The sequence below is a fragment of the Mycobacterium sp. 852002-51163_SCH5372311 genome (assembly GCF_001667115.1).
Taxonomy (GTDB): domain Bacteria; phylum Actinomycetota; class Actinomycetes; order Mycobacteriales; family Mycobacteriaceae; genus Mycobacterium.
The window spans coordinates 1-15,641 of record NZ_LZIJ01000164.1 but is presented as its reverse complement, the minus strand read 5'-3'; the positions used below and the strand labels follow the sequence as shown (position 1 = coordinate 15,641).

At 65.2% G+C, this 15,641-nt stretch carries 14 protein-coding genes and 1 riboswitch; of the genes, 7 read left to right on the top strand and 7 right to left on the bottom strand.

Annotated elements, in window-relative coordinates:
* Window positions 1-129: 129 nt before the first annotated feature.
* Window positions 130-333: riboswitch (cobalamin riboswitch) on the bottom strand.
* 61 nt (window positions 334-394) lie between these two features.
* The 7 genes from A5791_RS17795 to A5791_RS17765 form a co-directional block, all read right to left on the bottom strand.
* The gene (locus A5791_RS17795; RefSeq protein WP_067239635.1) at window positions 395-1,036 is read right to left on the bottom strand and encodes an SDR family oxidoreductase; all 642 of its coding nucleotides are present in this window, start codon (window positions 1,034-1,036) and stop codon (window positions 395-397) included.
* A gap of 13 nt (window positions 1,037-1,049) precedes the next feature.
* Window positions 1,050-1,889, bottom strand: coding sequence for an SDR family oxidoreductase (locus A5791_RS17790; protein WP_067239632.1), 840 nt, complete (start codon window positions 1,887-1,889; stop codon window positions 1,050-1,052).
* A gap of 104 nt (window positions 1,890-1,993) precedes the next feature.
* The gene (locus A5791_RS17785) at window positions 1,994-3,271 is read right to left on the bottom strand and encodes a TetR/AcrR family transcriptional regulator (RefSeq protein WP_067239629.1); all 1,278 of its coding nucleotides are present in this window, start codon (window positions 3,269-3,271) and stop codon (window positions 1,994-1,996) included.
* Between the two features lie 92 nt (window positions 3,272-3,363).
* Complete coding sequence (locus A5791_RS17780; RefSeq protein WP_067239626.1) at window positions 3,364-4,017, bottom strand: nitroreductase family protein; 654 nt, start codon at window positions 4,015-4,017, stop codon at window positions 3,364-3,366.
* Complete coding sequence (locus tag A5791_RS17775) at window positions 4,014-4,943, bottom strand: SDR family NAD(P)-dependent oxidoreductase (RefSeq protein ID WP_067239624.1); 930 nt, start codon at window positions 4,941-4,943, stop codon at window positions 4,014-4,016. The genes A5791_RS17780 and A5791_RS17775 overlap by 4 nt, the downstream gene beginning before the upstream one ends.
* Window positions 4,940-6,013 (bottom strand): acyl-CoA dehydrogenase family protein, encoded by a 1,074-nt coding sequence (locus A5791_RS17770; protein ID WP_067239622.1) that lies wholly within the window; start codon window positions 6,011-6,013, stop codon window positions 4,940-4,942. Before A5791_RS17770 ends, A5791_RS17775 begins: the two co-directional genes overlap by 4 nt.
* Window positions 6,010-7,161, bottom strand: a complete 1,152-nt coding sequence (locus A5791_RS17765; RefSeq protein WP_067239619.1) for an acyl-CoA dehydrogenase family protein — start codon at window positions 7,159-7,161, stop codon at window positions 6,010-6,012. The genes A5791_RS17770 and A5791_RS17765 overlap by 4 nt, the downstream gene beginning before the upstream one ends.
* A gap of 145 nt (window positions 7,162-7,306) precedes the next feature.
* Here A5791_RS17765 and A5791_RS17760 point away from each other — a divergent pair, with 145 nt between their 5' ends.
* The 7 genes from A5791_RS17760 to A5791_RS17730 form a co-directional block, all read left to right on the top strand.
* Window positions 7,307-8,986 (top strand): nitric oxide reductase activation protein NorD, encoded by a 1,680-nt coding sequence (locus tag A5791_RS17760; protein ID WP_082967000.1) that lies wholly within the window; start codon window positions 7,307-7,309, stop codon window positions 8,984-8,986.
* A gap of 66 nt (window positions 8,987-9,052) precedes the next feature.
* Window positions 9,053-9,898 carry a CbbQ/NirQ/NorQ/GpvN family protein gene (locus A5791_RS17755; RefSeq protein WP_067239614.1) on the top strand — a complete coding sequence of 282 codons (846 nt, stop codon included), beginning with the start codon at window positions 9,053-9,055 and terminating at the stop codon, window positions 9,896-9,898.
* A gap of 98 nt (window positions 9,899-9,996) precedes the next feature.
* A complete protein-coding gene (locus A5791_RS17750; protein WP_067239612.1) occupies window positions 9,997-11,109 on the top strand; it encodes an ABC transporter substrate-binding protein in 1,113 nt (370 codons plus the stop codon).
* 10 nt (window positions 11,110-11,119) lie between these two features.
* A complete protein-coding gene (locus A5791_RS17745; RefSeq protein ID WP_067239610.1) occupies window positions 11,120-12,265 on the top strand; it encodes a spirocyclase AveC family protein in 1,146 nt (381 codons plus the stop codon).
* The gene (locus A5791_RS17740; protein WP_067239607.1) at window positions 12,258-13,229 is read left to right on the top strand and encodes an SDR family oxidoreductase; all 972 of its coding nucleotides are present in this window, start codon (window positions 12,258-12,260) and stop codon (window positions 13,227-13,229) included. Before A5791_RS17745 ends, A5791_RS17740 begins: the two co-directional genes overlap by 8 nt.
* Complete coding sequence (locus A5791_RS17735) at window positions 13,229-14,446, top strand: cytochrome P450 (RefSeq protein WP_067239604.1); 1,218 nt, start codon at window positions 13,229-13,231, stop codon at window positions 14,444-14,446. Before A5791_RS17740 ends, A5791_RS17735 begins: the two co-directional genes overlap by 1 nt.
* 88 nt (window positions 14,447-14,534) lie before the next feature.
* Window positions 14,535-15,641 (top strand): aldehyde dehydrogenase family protein (locus A5791_RS17730; RefSeq protein ID WP_067239601.1); only part of this gene is annotated, 1,107 nt, incomplete at its 3' end.

The window sequence follows — 15,641 nt, the reverse complement described above, 5'->3', positions numbered from 1 at the left end:
TTCAATCGACGGGCTGGTCACCGCCGGCGGACGCACAACCGATCCGGTTGGCGGTGCGCACCTTAGGTACGTACACCGCAACGGATACGGCCAAACGCCCATTCCGCGAGGCGATGAACCGCCGGACGCGGCGCGCCCGGCACAGCCGGCAGGTCTTCGGACTCACAGGCGCGCACCCGGAGGTGCTCCTAGTGGCCGTCGCTTCCCAGTCCCATCTGCGAGACCAGTGCTTGTGAGACGGCGGTCGTTCCTGCATACCGCTGCGGGACAGTCCCGGATTCTCACCGGGTTCCCTCTCGCGACGCACGGTCAACGTGCTTCGCTCGATGCCGATGCCACGCGGGCGTCAGCAGACCAACTGCGTCGCCAAGGGTACTCCGCGCTGTCTGGGCGGTCAGCGTGCCAGTGCTTCGGCGATGGCAACGTCACCGTTGTTGAACTCGATGGTTCGGCCGACCGTCGAGTCGTCGGCCAGTGCCGCCGCGACGACGAGCGCGACGTCCGCCCGCGAGACCGAACCCTTTCCCTCACCAATCGCGATCCGTCCCGTCGCGGGTTCCAGGGTGAGGTGGCCCGGGCCCAGGATCGTCCAGTCCAGGTTGGTGCCTCGCAGATGTGCATCAGCGGCGGCCTTGGCCTCGGCGTACGGAAAGAACGAATTCTCCGGCGACACACCATGATCGGCGCCCGCACCGAAATACGACACCATCACGAACCGTTTGACGCCTGCCTGCGCGGCGGCATCTATCACCCGGATCGCCGCATCGCGGTCGACGGCGTAGGTGCGGGCCGGGTTGCCCCCACCGGCCCCGGCGGAGAACACCACGGCGTCGTGGCCCGCGACCAGCTGGGCCAGCGCGGCGGTGTCGAGCCGCTCGATGTCGGCGGTGACCGGTTTGGCGCCCGTTCCGGCGACGTCGTCGGCGTGGTCCGGGTTGCGGAACACCGACGTCACCTCGTCGCCGCGCTCGGTCAGGATGCGGGCCAAGTGCAGAGCGACCTTGCCGTGGCCGCCAATCACGACGATGCGCGCCACGCGGCCGGCCTCCTTACAGCTTCACCCGGCCCATGATCAGATCGATGATCGGCTTGCCCGGCGGATATGCCCCGGTGAGCGAGGCCATCGTGTGCCCGTAGTCCACCAGCAGGGTGATCCCGCTGATGCCGAATGCGGCGGCGCTGTTGAGGAACGCCATGACGTCGCCCATTTGCTCCGGGGTGTGGACTTTCGAGCCGGTTTCGTCCCGGTAGTCCTGCGCGAAGGTCAGCCACAGGTCCGCGTTGGCCTGGGCCAGCGGGGTGTCGGTGGGACCCGGGCAGATGGCGTTGATGCGGATGCCGCGCTTCAGCAGGGGATAGCCCTGGGTTGCGACGTAGGCGTTGACCGCCTTCTTGCTGAAGCCGTAGTGGATGATGCCTTCTGGCTCGTGCGCCTTGACCCAGGCGTCGGCCGCCGCGAAGTCCGGCGTGGCCAGGAACTCGTTCAGCAGTTCCAGGTCGTTTTCCCACCCCATCCCGGCGACTGAGGAGATGAAGCAGATCGCCGAGCCCGACGGAAGTTGATTGTTGCCGAGCAGCCTCTCGATGAGATAGCGGTGCCCGATGAAGTTGATCTTCATCAGATCCGGCCCGTCGGCGACTCCGGCGGCGGAGAACACGGCATGCACCGGCCCCTCGACCTGCTCCAGCGCCGCGTCGATGGAGGCCGGGTCGCGCAGGTCCACCTGTATCGCCTTGGCGACGTCATAGTTCACCGGCGCGTAGTCCAGCACGATTACTTCGGCGCCGAGCTCGCCCGCTGACTTGGCCGCCGCCGCGCCCATGCCCGTCGCGCCGCCGACGACGAGCGCCCGCTTGCCGTCATAACGCAATCGATCGATAACAGTCATGGAAATCCCCTTCTCGGCAACTGCCAACCCGGTTCTAATTGCCCAACTGTATGGGTAACAGTTATTTGGTTCAACACCGGGTACCTGGTGTCCGGCTCCGACGGTTACGTTCCGGGAACCGCGACCCCGCGCAGGACGGTATCGCGGGCGTGCAGCAACGCCGCGCGAGTTCCCACGGCACGCAGAATGTTCTCCGGTATCCACTGCATGCCGATGACACAGCGCGCCAGCATCGCGGTTGACGGCGTGTCGATGCGTATCTCTCCCGACCGGATCCCCTCGGAGAGGAGTGATTTCATCTGCCGCAACCGCGTGGTGTACGACCAGCCCGGGTTGGTGGTCGGTGGCGACTGTCGCATCCACGCCAGCTGAATCCGGAACTCGTCGGAGAACTGGTCCAGCGCGTTGACGTTGACCCAACTCAGCGCGTCGAGCTTCTCGATCGTCGACGCATCCGAGCGCAGCACGCTGACCCATCCGGCTTCCACTTTTTTGCCGAACGAGCGCATTATCGAGGCGAGCAGTTCGTCCTTCGATCCGATCACCCGGTACACGGTGCCGGTGCCGAGACCCGCCGCGGATGCGATGTCCCGGATGGTGGTGACTTCGTAACCTTTTCGGCCGAACTCGGTCTTTGCCACCGCGCGCAGATGTGCCGCTTTGTCGCCAGGGTCCGCGACGCTGTCGTCGGCCCAGGTCTCGGTGACCTCGCTGGCGGCGGCAAAGGCCTTGGACCGATCCAGCGCGGCATCGGTGGGAGGCCGGGCTGCCAACCCATGCAGGATGATTCGGCACATGAGTCCGGCCACTTGATCGGCAGAGGCTTTGTCACGGATAACGTCCAGACCCACCTGCAGCATGGTCTGGCAGATACGGTCGGCCAAGGTCGGAAGGTCGATGTCGGGTTTGATGTAGCCGCTCCACCTGCCGGCACGCAGTGTCTGCAGCATCGCGTCATGGATTGCGCTGGGCTGTTGCGCACGCTGCAGCAGCTCGGCATCCGCGTTCGGGCCCTCGTAGAACGACATCTGCAGGGCGGCCTGATGTTCCACCGCACAGTTGGCGATCGCCACTCCCAACTCGGTGATTTTCTTGTCGGCGGGCCGCGCATCGGGTTGATCCAGCCTCGCCTGCGCCTGCTGCCCGATGCGGTTCAAGTCTTCGTGGTAACGCTGCGTCAGCTCGACCAGGATCGCTTCTTTGGACTCGAAGTGGTGGTACAGGCTGCCCGGGAGAATGCCTGCCGCATCGGCGATTTCCTGAAGCGAGGTCCGTAACCCCGACGAGGCGATCAGTGACGCGGCGGTCTGCAGGATCTCGGTCCGGCGGGTTCCGGAGTCGGTGGCGCTGCCGGCTTGTTCCAGTGCATCGGCTCTGGCCATATGCACCTGTCCTCCCGGTGAACCAAATCTTTGGTATAGGTTACCAGACTCATCTCTATGAATGTGCTGCTGACAGCGCTAAGAGGCCAATCTTAAGGCGGCGCGCCGTCCCAACGGTCGAGCGCGGTTACCTCGTCGACGGCGCGTCGACGGGCCGGCCGGAAGCGGTGGCCGGCACGTAGGCGGCCCACCGGCAGCAGGCAGCCCTGCACGTAGCTCTCTGGTATCCCGAGCAGTTGCCCCACCTCCCGTTCGCGGTGCAGGTGCAAAGTGGTGATGCAGGTGCCATAGCCGCGGGTGTGCAAGGCTAGCTGAAAGTTCCACACCGGCGGGAAGATCGAGCCGTACAGCGTCGCCTGGTGGAATGACTCGTCGCCGTCCATGCGCGGGAGGTACGGCTCATAGCAGGGAATTACCAGCACCGGCACCTTCGCCATGTTTTCTACTAACCACTCAGTGGACGACATCAGCCGGGTCTCCGGCGTGCCGGCCGGCATCAGGTCGGCGAGCAACTGACCGCCGACTCGGAGCAAATACGCCTCGCGGTACAGCTCGGCGATCTTTACCCGCAAGCGGGGGTCGACCACAACCAGCCACCGCCAGTTCTGCTGATTCGAGCCATTGGCCGCCTGCAAACCGATCCGCAGGCACTCGCGAATCTCGGCGAGGTCGACGGGCGCATCGAGATCCAGTGACTTGCGTGCCGAACGGGTGGAGCTGAGCAGGTACGGGATGTCCGTGGTCACGACGTCACACCGAGCTGGGCGGCCACCGCGAAGACTTCCTCGAAGATCGAGCCGGGCACGGTGAACGGTTCGGTTGCCGACACCTCGGAAAGATGGGCTGCGATGTCGTCGGCCGTCGGATTGCTCTCGGGCGCCGCCAACCAGCCCTCACCGAGACCGACGAAGACCCGTGCGAAGCGGCCGGCACAGGCCGAGTAATTCTGGTGGGTCAATTCGCAGGCCCGACTCGCCAGGAAGACGACGACGGGAACCACCAGCTCGGGCTTGATCACATTCAGAAAGCCAATCTCCTCAAGGGCTTTCGGATCACCGACGGTTTCGGTCACCATGCGGGAAAAGCCGAACGGTAGCACCGTGTTGGAAAGGATGCCGTGTTCGGCGCCTTCGATCGCGATCACGTTCGACAATCCGACCAGCCCGGCCTTGGCCGCGGCGTAGTGGGCTTCCAGCGGTTGGCCGAACATGCCGCCCGACGAGGAGATGAAGACGAACCGGCCGTAGCGTTGCTTCTTCATCACCTTGTATGCGGGCCGGCTCAGATAGAACCCGCCGTCCAGGTGCACGCCGAGCATGCGCCGCCACTGCTCGGGGGACAGCTCGTCGAACGGAACGCTGTTGAAGATGCCGGCGTTGCTCACCACCGCGTCGAGGCGGCCGAACCGTTCGACGGCGAGCGAGACGATAGCCTCGCCGCCCTCGGGGCTGGCTACCGAGTCGTGCGAAGCCACCGCGACCCCGCCGGCAGCTTCGATCTCGGCGACTACCTGGTCGGCGACGCTCTCATCGGAGCCCTCGCCGTGCATCGTTCCGCCCAGGTCGTTGACGACCACGGCGGCACCGCGCCGAGCCAGTTCCAGCGCATACAGCCGGCCAAGGCCTCGGCCCGCACCGGTGACGAGCGCGATCCGGCTGGTGAAGTCGATCATGGAAAACCCTTCGACGGCTCGGAATTGGTAAGGCGCGCACCGAGTTCGGTGAGATAGCGGTCGGGGCCGCCGAGGAATTGGCTCCAGCTCAGCAGCCGCTTGAGATAGAGGTGAGCATCGTGCTCCCAGGTGTAACCGATCCCCCCGAACACCTGGATCGCGGTGTCACCGACGGTGGCCAGTCGCCCGGCGAACGCCTTGGCGCGCACCGCGGACAGGTGCCGATGCTCTGGAGCTGCGTCGGCAGCCCACAGCGCATGGATGACTCCGCTGCGGGCCAGCTCGACCGTCTCGTACATGTCGACGCACAGGTGCTGCACCGCCTGAAATGATCCGATCGCCTGACCGAATTGCCTTCTCGTCTTGGCGTATTCGACTGCGAGCTGCATGACCGCGCTTGCCGCGCCGAGCGCGTCGGCGGCCATGGCGATGAGTACGTCGTCGACGACTGCGGTGATGTCCTGCGGTGACACCGTGGCGAGCAGATGCGCATCGGCGTTATCGAGCCTGACCCGAAACTGTTTGCGAGTCTGGTCGATTCCGCGCTCGGGCATCACCGAAACACCTGCTGCGCATTTATCGACGGCGAAGAGCCCGGTGCCGTCGTGGTATTCAGCCAGTACCAGCAATACATCGGCCGCCGCGGCGTCAGGCACGCCGGTTAGCGTGGTCGACAGTGCCCCCGGCTTGCCCAGTGGAGCCAGCGTCGCGATCTTGGTGCCGTCGGCAATGCCTGCCAGAATCTCAGCGGCCGCGTTTCCACCGGCTCGGGTCAGCATGCGCGTCGCGGCCACCGCGCTCGACAGCCACGGCCCCGGGTGCAGGGTCGCGCCGAGTTCTTCGGCCACGATGCCGGCCTCGACCATCGTCATGCCGGCGCCGCCGTAGTCCTCCGGCACCAGCACCCCGGTGGTCCCGAGGTCGGCGAGGCCTTGCCAGACCGCGTCGTCGGTGCCGGACGGATCGTCGAGCAGCGGGCGGACGTGCCCGGAAATCGGTGCTTTCTCGGCCAGGAAATGCCGCACGGTGTCGCGCAGCGCCAGTTGCTCGTCGGTCAGCTCGAGGTTCATTTGCGCGGCAGCCCCAATACGCGCTGGGCGGTGATGTTCTTGTTGATCTGCGTGGTGCCCCCGGCGATGGTCAGCGAGCGGGACGTCAGCCGATAGTCGGCCCACCGCCCATTCATGCCCAACACGTCGAACGCCAGCGCGGCCAGGTCTTGCCCGATCTCGCCCCATACCGTCTTGGCCAGGCTCGCGGATCCGAACGCGGTGATGTCGGGGCCACCGTGCAGGGTGGCCGAAATCGACCGCTGGCAAAGCACTTCCAGGTACTTGATGCGCACCGCGATCTCGCCGAGGCGCCGCAGCGTGACCGGATCTTCTCCGGCGCCCGCCGCGGCGAAGTCGGCCACCAGTTCCTCCAGCCGCACCTGCAGCTCGGCGTACAGCCTTGCCGCCCCGGCACGTTCGTGGCTGAGCGTGGTGGTGGCAACGTGCCAGCCGCCGTTGAGCGGACCGAGTAACGCGTCCGCCGGCACCCGCACGTCGTGGAAGAACACCTCGGCGAAATCGGTGTCACCGTTGAGCGTGACGAGTGGCCGGACCTCGATGCCCGGCAGCTTCATGTCGACGATCAGGCAGGAGATCCCCTGGTGTTTCGGCACGTCGGGATCGGTGCGCACATAGAGCTGACACCAGTCGGCCCGGTGCCCGAGCGAAGTCCAGATCTTCTGCCCGTTGACCACGAACTCGTCGCCTGAGTCACCGCTGCGCACCGCACGGGTACGCAGCGCGGCCAGATCGGAGCCGGCTTCGGGCTCGGACATGCCCTGACACCAGATGTCGTCGGCCCGCATCATGCGGGGGAGCAGCGTCTTCTTCTGCGCTTCGGTGCCGTACTGCATGATGGCCGGGGCGATGTTGTTCATACCAATGACGTTGAGCGGCAAGGGAGCCCGCGCACGAGTGGTCTCCTCGGTGTAGACGAGTTGCTCCAGCACGGTCGCGCCCCGGCCGCCGTACTCTGTTGGCCAGGAGACTGCCGCCCATCCGGCATCGGCCATGGCGCGGTTCCAGGTGCGCAGCGCCTCGAACGCCGCGTCGTCGCGACCGGTGGGCCGGCGAGCCGCTATCAAGTCGTCGGTCAGGTTCGCCGACAGCCACGCACGCAGCTCACCCCGGAAATGTTCCACTTCCACCGGGTATGAGAAGTCCACGTTTCCTATTCGACCTCACGCGATTGACTGCGACCAAGCCGGACTCTACGTTGGAACAGATATTTGGTCAATTGATCAAGCGGGGTGCATTGGGAGGTTGAGCGCGGGAAACGACGCTCGTGGCGAGCAATTGCAGGCCCTCGGCATGCTCGCTTCTGCGCTTGCCGGCCGGCCGGTGGCCGTTGCCGAACTGCCACCCGGCGAGTCCTCGTGGACGGACGGCCACACCATCTACGTCGATGCATCGGTGCGACCGCACGGAAAACTCGAGACCCTCAAGTCCATAGCCGTGCAGGCGTCGATGATCGCGGCCGGCAGCCTGGATCCAGAGGTCGTGCGTCGACTGGTCCGCCACCCTCGGCTGGCAAGGCGCTATCTGGCGATCGAGGCTCATCGCGCCCTGGTCGCCAATGAGGGCCTGCTACCCAGCATCGTGTCGACGATGGGCAACCCCGACATCGCCAGGCGCAGCGACTCGCCCATTGCTTCGCTGCGGATCGCCGACGGACGGGAAGCGATCGAGGATCCGCCGCCGGCGTTTGGCATGATCCGTGCAGCCAAGGCGCTGGCCGCGTCGTCTCACGCGGCCGCACCTAAGGATCAGGCGACGCCGCAACATGTCCCGCGCGGCCGCCAAAAGCAGGACCATACCCGACAACTGGAGGAGCTTGACGACGGCGAAGTCGACGCCTCGGACGATCCCGATTTGTTCACCAGCCCGGTCGGCGGCGGCGGCTTCATAGGTAAGTTGTTGAAGAAGATGCTGTCGTCCGCGCGAAAGGCGGGTCGCGGCGGCGGGCCGCCGGGTGCGGACAATCCGACGCATCGCACCATGTCGGGAATTCGCGGCATGCACGCCGTGACGTCGTTGGCTTCGACCTCGAGCGAAGACGCCGGAGACGCCGCAGATAGCGACGTGCAAGCGGGAGGCATGCAGTACCCCGAGTGGGACGTAACGCGCAAGCGGTATCGCCCCGCGTGGTGCACGGTGCGCGAGGTCGAGCCGCCGATCAAGCCGACTGCGACTCAAGCGATCGAATCGGCCATTGGTCTGCGGCGCCCGCTTTCCCGATTGGGAATGGGTCTGCATCGACGGCATCGACAGTCGCAGGGCGACGACATCGACATCGACGCCGCCGTCGAAGCCCGCGTCGAGGTGCTTGCCAGGTCGGTGCCCGACGAAGCGGTGTATCTCGACAGCCTGCGCCGCCGCCGCGACCTCTCGGTGTTGCTGCTACTCGACGTGTCCGGCTCGGCGGCCGAGCCCGGAACCGTTGGGCGCACGGTGCACGAACAACAGTGTGCTGCCGTCGCCAACCTCACCGTCGCCCTGCACGACCTCGGCGACCGGGTTGCGCTCTACGCCTATTTCTCCCAGGGCCGGGGAGCGGTGAACATGTTGCCGGTCAAGAGATTTGACGATCCTCTCGACGCCCGGGTGATACGGCGGCTGAACAGCCTGGAACCTGGCGCTTACTCCCGCCTGGGCGCGGCCATTCGCCATGGTTCGGCGGTTCTCGAGGCTCGCGGCGGCACGACGCGGCGGTTGTTGGTGGTGTTGTCCGACGGCCTCGCATACGACCACGGCTACGAGCGGGCCTACGGCGCCGCGGACGCACGCCGCGCGTTGACCGAAGCCCGCCGGCGGGGCACCGGCTGTGTATGCCTGACGATCGGCGCGGGAACCGACGTGCCATCGCTGCGCAGGGTGTTCGGCAGTACCGCGCATGCGACCATCGCGCGGCCAGATCAGCTCGCCGGTGTCATCGGACCCCTGTTCCGGTCGGCGCTGCGCTCTGCCGAAGTCCGCCGGAGGGTGTCGTGACAGCAACCAACCTTGAAACAAACATCTGTTCCGGTTAGGCTCCGATCAACTAGCAGAAGGAAAGTTATGGCCAAGGAGTCCGGGCTGGTGCACCGGAACGGCGCGACCCCCGAGGCGGAGGACTTGCGGCCCTACTACAAAGCGGTCGGCAGCGAAGAGGCGATATTCAAGGCGGCCTACCGCCAAGGCTTGGCACTCGTCCTCAAGGGGCCGACGGGTTGCGGCAAGACCCGCTTCGTCGAGGCCATGGCCCACGACCTCGGGCGGCAGCTGATCACCGTCGCCTGCCACGACGACCTCACCACAGCGGACCTCGTCGGCCGGTATTTGTTGCAGGGTGACGAGACGGTGTGGGTGGACGGTCCGCTGACCCGAGCGGTCCGCGAGGGCGCGATCTGCTACCTGGACGAAGTGGTGGAAGCTCGACAAGACACGACGGTGGTCCTGCACCCACTCGCCGACCACCGCCGCCAGCTGCCCATCGAACGGCTTGGCATCACCCTGGACGCCGCACCCGGGTTCGGCTTGGTGGTGTCATACAACCCCGGCTATCAAAGTGTGCTCAAGGATCTCAAGGATTCCACCCGCCAGCGCATGGTCGCTATCGAATTCGGTTTTCCCACAGCCGATATCGAAGAGGAGATCGTCGCACACGAAGCGGGGGTGGACGGTGCGGCCGCGGCCGAGCTGGTGCGCTTCGGCCAGGCAATTCGGCGGCTGGAAACCGGCGGACTGCGTGAGGTCGCGTCGACGCGCGTGCTCATTGCGGCCGGCCAGCTCATTGCCGAGGGCTTGACTACGCGAGAGGCGGCGCGGGCTGCGATCGCCGGACCGCTCACCGACGACGTGGCCGTGGGCCGGGCCCTCAACGAGATGATCGATGTCTATTTGGGCGGGGACGGATGGAACTGACGATTGCCAGTGCAGGCCATTACATCCGGCTGAACAAATATTAGGTTGTTCGTAGATCCATGCCGGTGAATCGCCACGCGGGTTTTTCAGGAGGTCAGATGTCCTACGAAAGCAGCGCCGAGCCGATCAAGGTCGGCTACCTGATGGACTTCACGCTGCCACCGATGTTTCCCGAGGAGATGAAGGCGGATTTCACCCAGTGCTTTGACCTGGTCTTCGAGGAGGCCGTTGCAAGCGGGGCGCTGGACCGGCCCGTGCAAATGGTTTACCGCGAAGTGGAGGGGTTGCCGAAGGGATCGGTCAAGGCGGTGATCGACACGTTCGGCGAGCTCGTCGACGAAGGTTGCCTGGTGGTGTTCGGGCCGCACATCACCGACAACTGCGTGCCGACGCGAGAAGCGATCGAAGAGCGGTTCAAAGTACCGGCCATCAGCGTCACCGGCACCGACGACTGGTTAGGCGAATGGACGTTCTCGTTTCCGCAAGGGTCGATGACCGACGAGCCGATCTTCATCGCTGACCTGGTGGCCAAACGTCGGCTGAACCAGATCGGAGTGCTCGTCGAGCAGAACCTGATCGGTGAGAGTTATCTCAAGAATCTGCGAAGTGCCTGTCGCCGCAAGGGCATTCGCATCGTCGCCGAAGCGGCCATCGCACAGACCGCGCAGGACATCAACGAAGCCGTACGCACTCTGCACGAAGCGAAGGCCGAAGCAATTGTCCACCTGGGCTTCGGATTCGGGATCGTGTTCATCAACCCGGCGTTGCAGGCAGTCGACTGGGACCCACCGAGATTCACCACTACGGCTTTCCAGAATGCCTGGGTCAACCCGATTATGTGGAACGCGTTCATGGGGTGGATCGGGGTCGACCAGTACGACGAGGCGAATCAGATCGGCCAGGACTTCCTCGATTGTTACGCCCAAAAGTACGGGGGCAGGCGACCGGAATATTGCGTACCGGTTGTCAACCGTGACGTCGCCGCCACACTTGTGCGGGCGTTCACCGATGCGCACCCGCTCAGCCCGCGCGGGGTCAAGGAGGCGCTGGAGCGGGTGAAGATGATGCCCGCCGCGTCGGGCGCGCCCGGCACCCGAGTGTCGTTCGGCAAGTGGACCCGTCGGGCCTGGATGGGTGCCGGCTATCTGGTGGCCCGGACCCTCGATGCCGACGGCATCAACTCGCACTTGGTAGATCGTTTCGGAGAGTGAGGCTGACGAAATGAGTACTGAGCAATCCATACCGCTTGCCGCCGAAGAGAAGCCGGCCGCCCCGCAACGAAGCCACAAACGCGGCTGGGGCGGTTGGATGGCCGGCGCCGCCCTGGCGGCGTTCACGCTTTTTTTCATCGCCAACTGCCGCACCGCCCTCGACCCGCGCGTCGCCAACCCGAATGTGCAAGGCCGGCCCCGCCCGGTCAAGTTCATCTTCGGCCTGGATTACATCGCGTTCCTGCACATTGCCACGATCGTCTTGCTGCTTGTGCTGCTGGTGATATTCATCCGGGGATGGCGCCGTAATCCGGGCAGTCCGGTGATGCTGATGTTCCTGTGCACCACCCTGATCGTCTGGCAAGACCCGATCATGAACTGGTCGCCGTTCGCGGTCTACAACCCCGACCTCATCCACTGGCCGGAGTCGTGGCCGTTGGTGTCGCTGTCGCCGACGGTCGAGCCGTTCGTCGTATTCGGTTACGTGCTTTTCTATTTCGGCCCGTACTTCCCCGCGGTCTGGATTCTGCGCAAACTGCAGGCCAAGCGTGGGCCGCAGGCATTTGTCTCGCGTCACCCACTGGTCAGCCTGGGATTGCTGACGTGCGCGATCGGCTTCGTCTTCGATGCGTGCCTGGAGATGCCGCTGGTTCACATGGGCATGTACATCTACTCGCAGGTCATTCCGTGGGGTTCGGTGTTCACCGGTACGACATTCCAGTTCCCGCTGATCTGGGAGTCCTTCTCGGTAACCTTCGTGATGGTGCCCGCGGCGATCCTGTGCTACCGCGACGACACGGGTAAGTCGGTGGCGGAGAAGCTGGCCGCCAAGGCCAAACTCCTCCCGAGTCGGCCGGTGCTGGGCACCTTCCTGGTGATGTTTGTCATCATCAACGTCTCTTACTTCGCCTACGGCGCATGGTTCGCCGTCATCAAGGCCAGTGGAGCGGCGACTGCCGTTGCCTGCCCGTGGCCGTATCCGGAAGCCAAAGTCTATGACCCGCAAGGGTTTTACGAGAAGGCTGGCGCCGAGGGCCCGTACTCGGTCGGCATCTGGTCTACCTGGATGAGCGGCCAGCCGAACGGACGTCCCCACGTCGATCCGCCGCCGCCGGGCCAAGGAGCCTGCGCGACTTCACCGAGCGCGCATGGCTGAGCCGCGCAGCGTCGTCATCACGGGTGCGTCGCGCGGACTGGGCTTCGCCTCGGCCGTGCGCTTGTATCGCGAGGGGTGGCGTGTGGTCGCCGCCATGCGCACACCCGACCGGGCGGCCCCATTTCTGAGGGAGGCGACCGGCGCCGGAGAACATGACGACCGGTTGATTTCAGTGCAGCTCGACCTGCTGGATGCCGCATCGATCGCCTTGGCGGCCAAGGCAATTGAAGAAGCCGTGGGCGCACCTTACGCGCTGGTGCACAACGCCGGGATCTCCGCCGCCGGGATGGTGGAGGAAACCGATATGGCGTTGTGGCAGCGGATGTTCGCCACTCACGTGTTGGGCCCCGTCGCCCTCACCCAGGCGCTGCTGCCGGCGATGCGGGCGGCGGGAAAGGGGCGCATCGTGCTGGTATCCAGTGCTGCCGGCGTGCGCGGTCAGCCTGGTACCGCGCCGTATTCGGCGGCCAAGGGCGCGTTGGAGCGGTGGGGTGAGTCGATGGCGTGCGAAATCGCCCCCTTCGGTCTGGGTGTCACCATTTTGGTAGCGGGCACCTACGACACCGACATCATCACCGACGCGGGAACCACCGACGACCGCAACTTCGACGGCCCGTACGCGCGGCTGCACAACACCATGAACACCCGCGGCCGGTTCGCGATCCGCTTCGCCCGGCCGCCGCAGCGGTTCACCGACGGCCTGGTAAAGGCGCTGGATGACCAGGCGCCGTTTCGCCGGCGCGGGGTAGGTCCGGATGCTTCAATGCTCTTGGCGTCCAACCGGATTCTGCCGGCGCCGGGCATGCACCACATGTCGCGGGTCGTGCTGGGCATACCGAGACAGGGCTCGATGCGGGGCGGTGCTTGGCCGTTGACGGCCAGCCAGAAGGTGATGGTGTTTGCCGCGCGAGTCATTCCGCAGCCACTGCTGCAGCGTTTGGCCAAACGGGGGAAGGAGCACTAATGGATCAGCTTTTCGACGACCTGGAAGATTTCGGCGCCTTCGACGACGCGATCTCCGGCGACGTGCGTGATCCGTATACCGAGTTGGCGCGGTTGCGCCGCGAGGAACCGGTGCAACGCCTGGAAACGTCGGGCGCGCTTCCGCACGAGGAATCGTTGCCGATGTTCATCGTGTACCGCCACGAGGACATCCAGCAGATGCTGCGGGACAACGAAACCTTCTCCTCGGCGGCGGTCATCGCTGCGTTCGGTCCGGTGTTGGGTGAACACGTCATGCTCGGGATGGACGAGCCGATTCACGGCCGACTGCGGTCGCTGGTGTCCAAGGCGTTCTCGCAGAAGTCCTTGGCACGGTGGCAAGACGAGTTGGTAGGCCGGGTGGCAAACAGCCTGATCGACAAGTTCGCACCCAATGGCAAGGCAGATCTGGTGAAGGAGTTCACGTTCGACTATCCGAGCCAGGTCATCGCGGGCTTGTTGGGCCTGCCGGAGGAGGACTATCCACAGTTCCAGCGGTGGTCGATTTCGCTGTTGAGTTGGCTGATGAACCCGGAACGAGGGCTCGCGGCCGCGGCGGCGTTGTGTGAGTACTTCGCGCCCATCCTCGATGCTCGACGCGCCGAGCCGAAAGACGATCTGATCAGCGCCCTGGCTGCGGCAGAGATTGACGGTGAGAAGCTCGCGGACGAGGAGATCTTCTCGTTCCTACGTCTGCTGCTGCCGGCCGGAGTGGAGACGACGTACCGGTCGCTGGGCAGCCTGCTGTTGGCGTTGCTCTCGGATCCCGCACAGTTGGCTGCGATTCGGGCGGATCGGTCGCTGCTGCCGCAGGCGATCGAAGAGGGCGTGCGTTGGGAATCACCGCTGCTCACCATCACCCGGGTGGCGACCCGCGACACCGAACTCGGCGGGGTGGCGATACCGGCAGGCGCCACCGTGATGCCGATGCTGGGCTCGGCGAACCGCCAGGAAGACCGCTATCCCGATCCGGACAAGTTCGACATTCACCGGCAGGCCAGGGCGCACCTGGGTTGGGGGCATGGCGTGCACGTCTGCCTGGGCATGCACCTGGCCCGTCTGGAGATGCGCACTGCCATCAACCTGCTGCTGGACCGGCTGCCGAACCTGCGCCTCGATCCCGACGGGGACGACCCACACGTCCGTGGACAGGTCTTCCGGTCGCCGACGTCGGTGCCGGTGTTATTCGATCCCCAGTAGGGGGCTACCAAGTTGCAACTTGCCAATCGGCTAGTTTCCAGTAAGGCTCTCCGTAGCCCCTCAAATAACTCAGAAGAGAGTGACAGATATGACCGAGGCTGTAAAGGTCCGTTTCGAGCCGAAGATGTTGATCGACGGCAAGCTCGTCGACGGCCAGGCCGGCACCTTCACCAACATCAACCCGGCGACCGAGGAGCCGCTCGGGGAGGTGGCGGACGCGTCCAAGGAGGACATGCATCGCGCCATCGATGCGGCCCGGCGAGCTTTCGACGAGACCGACTGGTCGACCAACCGCGAGTTGCGCAAGCGCTGCCTGCTGCAGTTGCACGACGCGATCGAGGAGGAGAAGGAGGAGCTGCGTGAGGAGCTGATCCTCGAGGTCGGCTCGCCGCGGGCGATCACGTTCGGTCCTCAGCTGGATGCCCCGTTGGCCGACGGGTTGAAGTACCCGGCCAGGTTGATCGACGAGTACGCGTGGGAAACCGATTTGGGGGATCGGGTGATCAGCCTGACCGGCACGAACACGTCCATCAAGGTGTGGCGGGAGCCGGTGGGTGTGGTCGGCGCGATTGTGCCCTGGAACTTTCCGTTCGAGGTGACACTCAACAAACTCGGCCAGGCACTGGGCACCGGCAACACCGTGGTGCTCAAGCCGGCGCCGAACACGCCGTTCAATGCGACGCGGCTGGGCCGGCTGATCGCCGAGAAGACCGACATTCCCGCGGGTGTGGTCAACGTGGTCACGGCGTCGGATCACTTTGTGGGCGAGGAGCTCACGCTGTCGCCGAAGGTCGACCTGATCTCGTTTACCGGTTCGACGGTCGTCGGCAAGCGGATCATGGAAAAGGGCGCGGCGACCATGAAGCGGCTGTTCCTCGAGCTGGGCGGCAAGTCGGCCACGATTGTGTTGGAGGACGCCGATTTCGGGATGGCGTGCGCGATCGGTATCGCGCCGTGTATGCACGCCGGCCAGGGCTGCGCCAACCCGACGCGGATGTTGCTTCCGCGGTCGCGCTACGACGAGGGCGTGGCGATTCTCAAGAGCATCTACGATAACGTCACGTGCGGTGACCCGCAGGACCCCGGAACGTTGTGCGGTCCGGTGATCTCGGACAAGCAGCGCGAGCGCGTAATGGGCTACATCCGCAAGGGCGTCGAAGAAGGAGCCACGGCGCTGGTCGGCGGCCCCGATGCC